Consider the following 6,850-nt stretch of genomic DNA (forward strand, 5'->3'; position numbering starts at 1 on the left):
AGTATTCATGGTCATGACAACAATGAAGTGGTTGCGGGTGGTGGCGGCATGCCTGACGGCGGGCTGCACGCAATTGCTGCTCGCCCAGGAACCGAACCAGCCACCCGAACAAATGCCGTCATCCACCATTACCGTGGTGGATGGGAACACCGAAGGTCTCAATATGTTCGTCGGCGAGGTCAAGGTATTGCAGGTGGGCGCGGTGGAGCACGTGGCCGTCGGCAACGGCAAGCTGCTTTCAACGTCGGCGCTGAAGAACGGTCAGCTGGTGCTGCTCGGTGAAGGCGAAGGCACGACCACGCTGCACATCTGGCAGAAGAACGGCCAGGAGCGGAATATCACGGTCGTTATCGGCAAAGTGGACACCAAACGGGGTACGGCCGATCTGCAGGCGCTGTTGCGCGACATTCCCGGCGTCACCGCGCGTGATGCCGGCGGCCGGATGGTTCTTTCCGGCAACGTCGACCCCGCCGACCAACCGTTGCTGGATACGGTGTTGAAAATGTTTCCAGACCTGATCGACATGACCCGCAAAAAGCCGCCGATTCTGGCCGGTGACAAGATGGTATACATGGACGTCAAGATTACGGAGTTCAACACCAATGCGCTGGAAACCCTCGGCATCGACTGGGACAACCCAATCAACGGACCGTCGGCGGGTTTCGCCGCGGACGTGGCGAGTAACAACAATTTCCGCATCACGCCCGACTCACCTTCATTCAAAAACGGTCTGCCTCTGAAACTCAGCGGCGCGAGCGGCTATTTCGGACTGGTCACGGAGATCAGTTCGCGGCTAAACTTTCTGGTGAATTCCGGTGACGCGGTGCTTCTGGCCCAGCCGCGGCTGTCGGCCCGCAGCGGCGGCACGGCGGACTTTCTGGCCGGCGGCGAGATCCCGCTGAAAACCACCAGCAGCCTCGGCCAGAGCAACGTGCAGTTCAAGGAGTTCGGCATCAAGCTCGGCATCACCCCGCTGGTGGACGACCTCGGCAACATCGTCGCCAAGGTTTACACCGAGGTCAGCGCCATCGACCCGGCCACCACGGTCGACGGCATTCCCGGCTTTCTCACCCGCAAGACCAGCACCGATATCCGGTTGAAGGACCGTGAAACCCTGGTCATCTCGGGCCTGATGAGCCAGCAGGCGTCCAAGGATCTGCACGAATTGAAATGGCTGGGCGAGCTGCCGGTGCTGGGGGCGCTGTTCCGCTCCACAAATTTCCGCGACAACAAGAGCGAGCTGGTTATTTTTGTCACGCCGACCGTCTATGACGCCACCTCTGATCTGAACAAGGAGCGGGTGGAACGCCGCAAGCAGCTGATCGATAAATTCCGCAAGGCGGTCGATCAAGACGATCTGCAGCTTCTGGAATAAGAAGGCCGCCATGTTCGACGTCATCGTCAAAACCGACAAGGGCGAGAAGGTCAAGGGCATCCGCTGCCCGGTGGAGATCTGCGGCATCGGCAAGGCCCGCGATAATCTCATCCAGTTGAGCGGCTGGCGCATAGCCGGTCATCATGCCGAATTGCAGCAGAGCGGGAAGGGGCTCTACATCGAGGACAAGAGCCGCGGCGGCACCCTTGTCAATGGCCAGCGCATCGAACGTTATGGGCCGCTCAAATCCTCCGACGAGATCCGCATCAGCTCCTACATCATCAGCGTCGGGCTGGACGAAACACGCAAGGAGGAGGAATTCACCGACGATATCGACGACGTCAAGACCATGATCGGGGTGCGGCCGCACGCCGAGATAAAGCCGGATGACTCCGTGTTCAAGCAGGAGCGCTTCATGTGGCGCAACCGCGTTCACAAGGAACTGCTGAACCTGATGGACCTGCGCCGCACCGATGTGGGGGCCATGGACGAGGGGCAACTGCGCAAGAACGTCCAGACGCTTGTCGACGAGATCATCACCAGCATGGCGGGCAAGCTGCCTTCCGAAATCGACAAGGCGCAACTGGCCGCCGACGTGCTGAACGAGGCGGTGGGGCTGGGTCCTCTCGAGGTTCTGCTGGCCGATGAATCGATCACGGAAATCATGGTGAACAAGTATGACGACATCTACATCGAGCAGCGCGGCCGCCTGCAAAAATCGAAGGTCACATTCAGCAGCGACGATGCGGTGATGTCGGCGATCGAACGCATCGTGGCACCGCTCGGCCGGCGCATCGACGAAAGCTCGCCCATGGTGGACGGCCGTCTGAAGGACGGCTCGCGCGTCAACGCCATCATCCCGCCGCTGGCGCTGCGCGGGCCCTGCATCACCATCCGCAAGTTCTCAAAAAAGAAATTGACCGCCGACGACCTTGTGGGCTTCGGCGCGATCAACAAAAACATGGTGAAGTTCCTGCAGGTGGCGGTGGAGCAGAAACGTAACATTGTCATCTCCGGCGGCACCGGCAGCGGCAAGACTACATTGCTCAACATGCTGTCCAATTTCATTCCCAGCAGCGAACGCATCGTTACCGTGGAGGACGCCGCCGAATTGAAGCTCAACCAGCCCCACATCGTGTCACTGGAGGCGCGGCCGCCCAATCTCGAAGGCAAGGGCCAGGTCACCATCCGTGATTTGGTCAAGAACTGCCTGCGCATGCGGCCCGACCGCATCGTGGTCGGCGAGTGCCGCGGCGGGGAGGCGCTTGACATGCTGCAGGCCATGAATACAGGCCACGACGGTTCGCTAACCACCGCCCATGCCAACACGCCGCGCGATCTCATCTCGCGCCTGGAGGTCATGGTGATGATGGCGGGCATGGACCTGCCGATCATGGCCATCCGCGAACAGATCGCCTCGGCCGTCAATATCGTCGTGCAACAGACGCGTTTCTCCGACGGCAGCCGCAAGGTCATCAACATCAGTGAAATCACCGGCGTGGAGAGCGGCACGATCCAGATGCAGGACATCTTTCGCTATCAACAGGAAGGATTCGACGGCGATGGCAAGGTGCGCGGACACTTCCTGGCGACGGGGCGGGTGCCGGAGTTCTACGAGGACCTCAAACGCCGCGGCATCACCGTCGATCTCTCGATCTTCCAGACGGATAAATAATGCTGTTGCTCATCGTCGCCGGGCTGTCTTTTTTGTCGGCAACCCTGGCCGGCGTCGTGTTCCTGCAAAGGGGCGAAGAATTTCTCGGCCGCTACCGGGCGACGTTCACCGAAAGCGCCACTGCGAACATGTCCGATATGTTCATGTTCATCGATGCGCAGCGTCTTTTTTACATCAACATGATCGCCATCGTCGTATTGCCGCTGTTCACCTGGATGTTGACGGGCGATGCGCTTTCCAGCGGCGTGGTGATGCTGGTCCTGGTGATTATTCCCGGTTTCATCTACCGCCGGATGCGCAAACGGCGGCTGAAGCTCTTCGAAAAGCAGCTGCCGGACGGACTGGCGGTGATCTCCGGCGCCATGCGCGCCGGTGCCAGTCTCAATATCGCCATGGAAAATCTGGTCAAGGAAGCACCAGCGCCCATGTCGCAGGAGTTCGAACTGTTCCTGCGCGAGCAGCGCGTTGGCGCCGATTTCGACACCTCGTTGAAACACATGGAGAAACGGCTGCCGTTGCCGGACTTTCTCATGCTGACCGCCGCGTTGCGCATCTCCCGCGAGGTCGGCGGCAATCTCGCCGAAATCCTGGAAAACCTCGCCAACACGCTGCGGCGCAAGGCCACGATGGAAGGGAAGATCGACAGTCTCACCGCGCAGGGCAAGCTCCAGGGCATTGTCATGACCGGCCTGCCCATCCTGCTGGCCGTGCTGCTGATGCAGCTCGAACCGGAGGCGATGGGCAAACTGTTCAGCACTCACATCGGCTGGGCGGTGTGCGCCGTGATCGTGGTGATGGAGTCGATGGGTTACATGATGATCAGCAAGATCACCAGCATCGATGTTTGAACTCGACCCACAACTGCTGCGCGGCGCCGCCCTGTGCACGGGGCTTTCCGTGTTCTTCAGCTACACGCTGGTATACCGTCTGTATGGCATGGTCGCCGAGGAGGATCGCACCTACAAGGACCCCCTGCCGCGGCTGCTGCGTCTGCTATGGCCGTTCATTCAGATCATCGCCTATTTCGTCTGCTCCCATCTGCCCTGGGAACTCATCGAGCGGATCGAACGCCGCTTGCAGACCACCGGCGTCGGTTATCTGCTCAACGCCGAGCAATATTTCGCGCTGCGCCTGATCAGCACGGTGATCTTTTTCGTCATCGTTTACTGCGGGATGTTGGCATTCGACTACTGGGAGCCCACCTGGCTCGCCGTCGCGCCGATCCTGGGCTTCATGTTTCCGGAAATCTGGCTGAACGACACGCGCAAGCGCCGTGAAACCGCGGTGATCCGGGCGCTGCCGGTGTATCTGGACTTCATCACCATGGCCGTGGAGGCCGGTTTGAACCTTCCCGGCGCCCTGGCCCAGGCCATGGAGAAGGCACCGCCGGGTCCCATGCGGAACGAATTCGGCATCGTCCTGCGCGACCTGCGCTCCGGGTTGTCCCGTGCCGAGGCGCTGCGGCGCATGGGTACACGGCTGGATATCAGCGAGATCACGAGTTTCGTCTCGGCGATGATCCAGGCCGAGAAAATGGGTGCGAGCCTCGCCACCGTGCTGCGCGTGCAGGCCGAACAGCGCCGTAACGAGCGTTTCCAGCGCGCGGAAAAAATGGCGATGGAAGCACCCATAAAACTCGTCGGTCCGCTCATCATCTTCATCTTCCCGGTTACCTTCATCGTGCTCGGCTTCCCCATCGTCATGAAATTCCTCTCCGAGGGCATCATGTGATCCCGGGTGCGTTGTGCCGCGAACCCGATAGAATCCGCCTGCTGCCTGCGGTCATGCTGACTTCCAACCCTTGGGAGCGCATGCGCGGCTTGCTGGGCCGCCCTGCGCTGGGCGCCGACGAGGGGTTGTTGATCGACCATTGCCGCTCCGTGCACACGGCGGGGATGCGTTATGCGATCGACCTGGTCTTTCTGGGTCGCGACTGGGTGGTGAAAAAAATCGTGAGCGGTCTGGCGCCCTGGCGCATGGCCCTGTGCCTCGGCGCGGTGATGGTGCTGGAACTGGCCGCGGGCGGCGCCGCGCGGCTGGGTATTGCCGAGGGCATGCGACTTCGCTTCGTTCCACGATGAATGTCCCCACCAAGTCGATGAAGTTCATTTGGGTGCTGGCGGTGTTGCCCTGGCTGGGCGCCTGCGAAATGCAGCAGCTCGTCCATCCCGATACTGACGCCGTCAAGCTGCACGAGGAGGCTGAACGCGCCTATGGGGCGAACGACATGCAACTCGCCGAGAAGGATTTCAAGCTGCTGGCCGAGAGCATGCCCAGGGACGCTGAACCCTGGTTCAGGCTCGGCAACATCTACGCGCGGAGCAACCGCGTCGAGGACGCCATCCACGCCTATCGCGAGGCGGTGACGCGCAACCCCAACCTGACCAAGGCGTGGTACAACATGGCCTTGGTGCAGATGCATCAGGCCAGGAAAGACCTGCTGGAGATGCAGCAATACCTCGGGGCAGATGATCCCATCAATCCGCAGGTGCAGCACATACAGGAAACGTTGGATACCCTGCTGAAGCCGACTGCGCCGGATCAGGAAGTCGGTCAGGACAATGGTCAGAAAAACCCGCCGCATTAAAGTTTACCGGGCCGTTCCGTGAAGCGTCTCCATCTCCAAACCGGCCAGAGCATGACGGAATTCGTCATCGTCGCGCCGGTCATGTTCCTGCTGGTGTTCGGCGCCATGCAATTCGGGCTCATCTACCACGCCAAGACTACGCTCAACTACGCCACCTTCGAGGCGGCGCGCAGCGCTGCGGTCAATCACGCCGTCAAGGCCGCCGCCGAGAGCGGGCTGGCCCGCGGCCTGGCGCCACTCTATACCCACGAAGACTCGGTTTCGGCCGTGCAGGCGGGCCGCAGGCAGGTCCGCGACGACATCGCCGCCGGCTACGCGGAGATCGAGCGGCTGAGCCCGCCCGCTTCAGCATTCGACGACTACGGCCAGGGTTCGGCGGGAGACAGGAACATCCCCAATGACAACCTGATGTACCGGGACCCGGCGCCGGGAAAGAATTCGGGCCTGAGCATACAGGACGCCAACCTGCTCAAACTCCGGGTGACCTACTGTTACCCGCTGTACGTGCCGTTCGCCAACAAGGTCATCGTCACGCTGATGAGCTTTGCGCCCTCATCGAGCTGCGAGGAATGCGTGGGCCCGCCGGCTCCCGGCTCCCTCGCGAAAAAATGCCTCGATGACGACAGGCTGCCGATTGTTTCCCAGGCCATCGTGCGCATGCAGTCGGAAGCCTCGGAAGCATGGTGAAGACGCAGCTGTTCCCGGTGGCGGAATCAGCGCCAGGATTTGGGCACGACGGGATGGAGTTTGTCGATGTCCGCCTGCACCTGCTCGCGGCTGCGTTCATACACGATCTCTCTCCCCAGTGCTTTCCCGGAATAGGCCTGGCCGTTTCGGGTCGGCGTCAAATCGCACTTGACGTTGTGGACGCCTTCACCGAGCACCACCTGTATCCGGCTGGCTTGCTTGTTAAAGACCACAACGTCTATGGTCTGCCCGCTTTCCGTGATGCGCACCTTGATTTTCTCCGCGTCCATCAGATCATCAACTCCGTCTTGGCCTCGAACGACATGTTAGGGGTAATTCCGGCTATTTGCGATTCCGCCGTACTTGAGCCATGCCGATGCCGAGACATATGACCGCCGGCCAGAACGTGAGACCGGCCAGCATGCCGGGAAAGATTGGATTGGGATCCGGGTCGGATGTCAGGCCCAACTTTGCGAACAGGATAATGCCAAAGAGCGGACCTGAGCCGAGTACCAGAAGCGTAAGT

The 6,850-nt window shown here is 60.8% G+C and carries 9 protein-coding genes; 7 read left to right on the forward strand and 2 right to left on the reverse strand.

Annotation, left to right across the window (positions count from 1 at the left end; all coding sequences use genetic code 11):
* Positions 1-7: 7 nt before the first annotated feature.
* Genes VMH34_04015 through VMH34_04045 form a run of 7 tightly spaced genes read left to right on the forward strand, consistent with a single transcriptional unit; the run spans position 8 to position 6,324 of the window.
* Positions 8-1,375, forward strand: coding sequence for a pilus assembly protein N-terminal domain-containing protein (locus tag VMH34_04015; GenBank protein ID HTT07936.1), 1,368 nt, complete (start codon positions 8-10; stop codon positions 1,373-1,375).
* A gap of 10 nt (positions 1,376-1,385) precedes the next feature.
* On the forward strand, positions 1,386-3,050 hold the full coding sequence (locus VMH34_04020; protein HTT07937.1) for an ATPase, T2SS/T4P/T4SS family: 1,665 nt from the start codon (positions 1,386-1,388) through the stop codon (positions 3,048-3,050).
* Positions 3,050-3,898: a type II secretion system F family protein gene (locus tag VMH34_04025; protein HTT07938.1), complete on the forward strand. Its 849-nt coding sequence runs from the start codon at positions 3,050-3,052 to the stop codon at positions 3,896-3,898. The genes VMH34_04020 and VMH34_04025 overlap by 1 nt, the downstream gene beginning before the upstream one ends.
* Complete coding sequence (locus VMH34_04030; GenBank protein ID HTT07939.1) at positions 3,891-4,781, forward strand: type II secretion system F family protein; 891 nt, start codon at positions 3,891-3,893, stop codon at positions 4,779-4,781. Before VMH34_04025 ends, VMH34_04030 begins: the two co-directional genes overlap by 8 nt.
* Positions 4,778-5,131, forward strand: coding sequence for a DUF192 domain-containing protein (locus VMH34_04035; protein HTT07940.1), 354 nt, complete (start codon positions 4,778-4,780; stop codon positions 5,129-5,131). The genes VMH34_04030 and VMH34_04035 overlap by 4 nt, the downstream gene beginning before the upstream one ends.
* A gap of 17 nt (positions 5,132-5,148) precedes the next feature.
* Positions 5,149-5,637, forward strand: coding sequence for a tetratricopeptide repeat protein (locus tag VMH34_04040; protein ID HTT07941.1), 489 nt, complete (start codon positions 5,149-5,151; stop codon positions 5,635-5,637).
* Between the two features lie 18 nt (positions 5,638-5,655).
* A complete protein-coding gene (locus VMH34_04045; protein ID HTT07942.1) occupies positions 5,656-6,324 on the forward strand; it encodes a TadE family protein in 669 nt (222 codons plus the stop codon).
* A gap of 26 nt (positions 6,325-6,350) precedes the next feature.
* Here the strand turns inward: VMH34_04045 and VMH34_04050 are convergent, their stop codons facing one another.
* Together VMH34_04050 and VMH34_04055 are read right to left on the reverse strand one after the other, a co-directional pair.
* A complete protein-coding gene (locus tag VMH34_04050; GenBank protein HTT07943.1) occupies positions 6,351-6,614 on the reverse strand; it encodes a hypothetical protein in 264 nt (87 codons plus the stop codon).
* Between the two features lie 52 nt (positions 6,615-6,666).
* Positions 6,667-6,850, reverse strand: a 184-nt coding sequence (locus tag VMH34_04055) for a hypothetical protein (protein HTT07944.1), incomplete at its 5' end; no start/stop codon positions are given.

This window comes from Gammaproteobacteria bacterium (genome assembly GCA_035501935.1).
GTDB lineage: Bacteria > Pseudomonadota > Gammaproteobacteria > JAJPIJ01 > JAJPIJ01 > JAJPIJ01.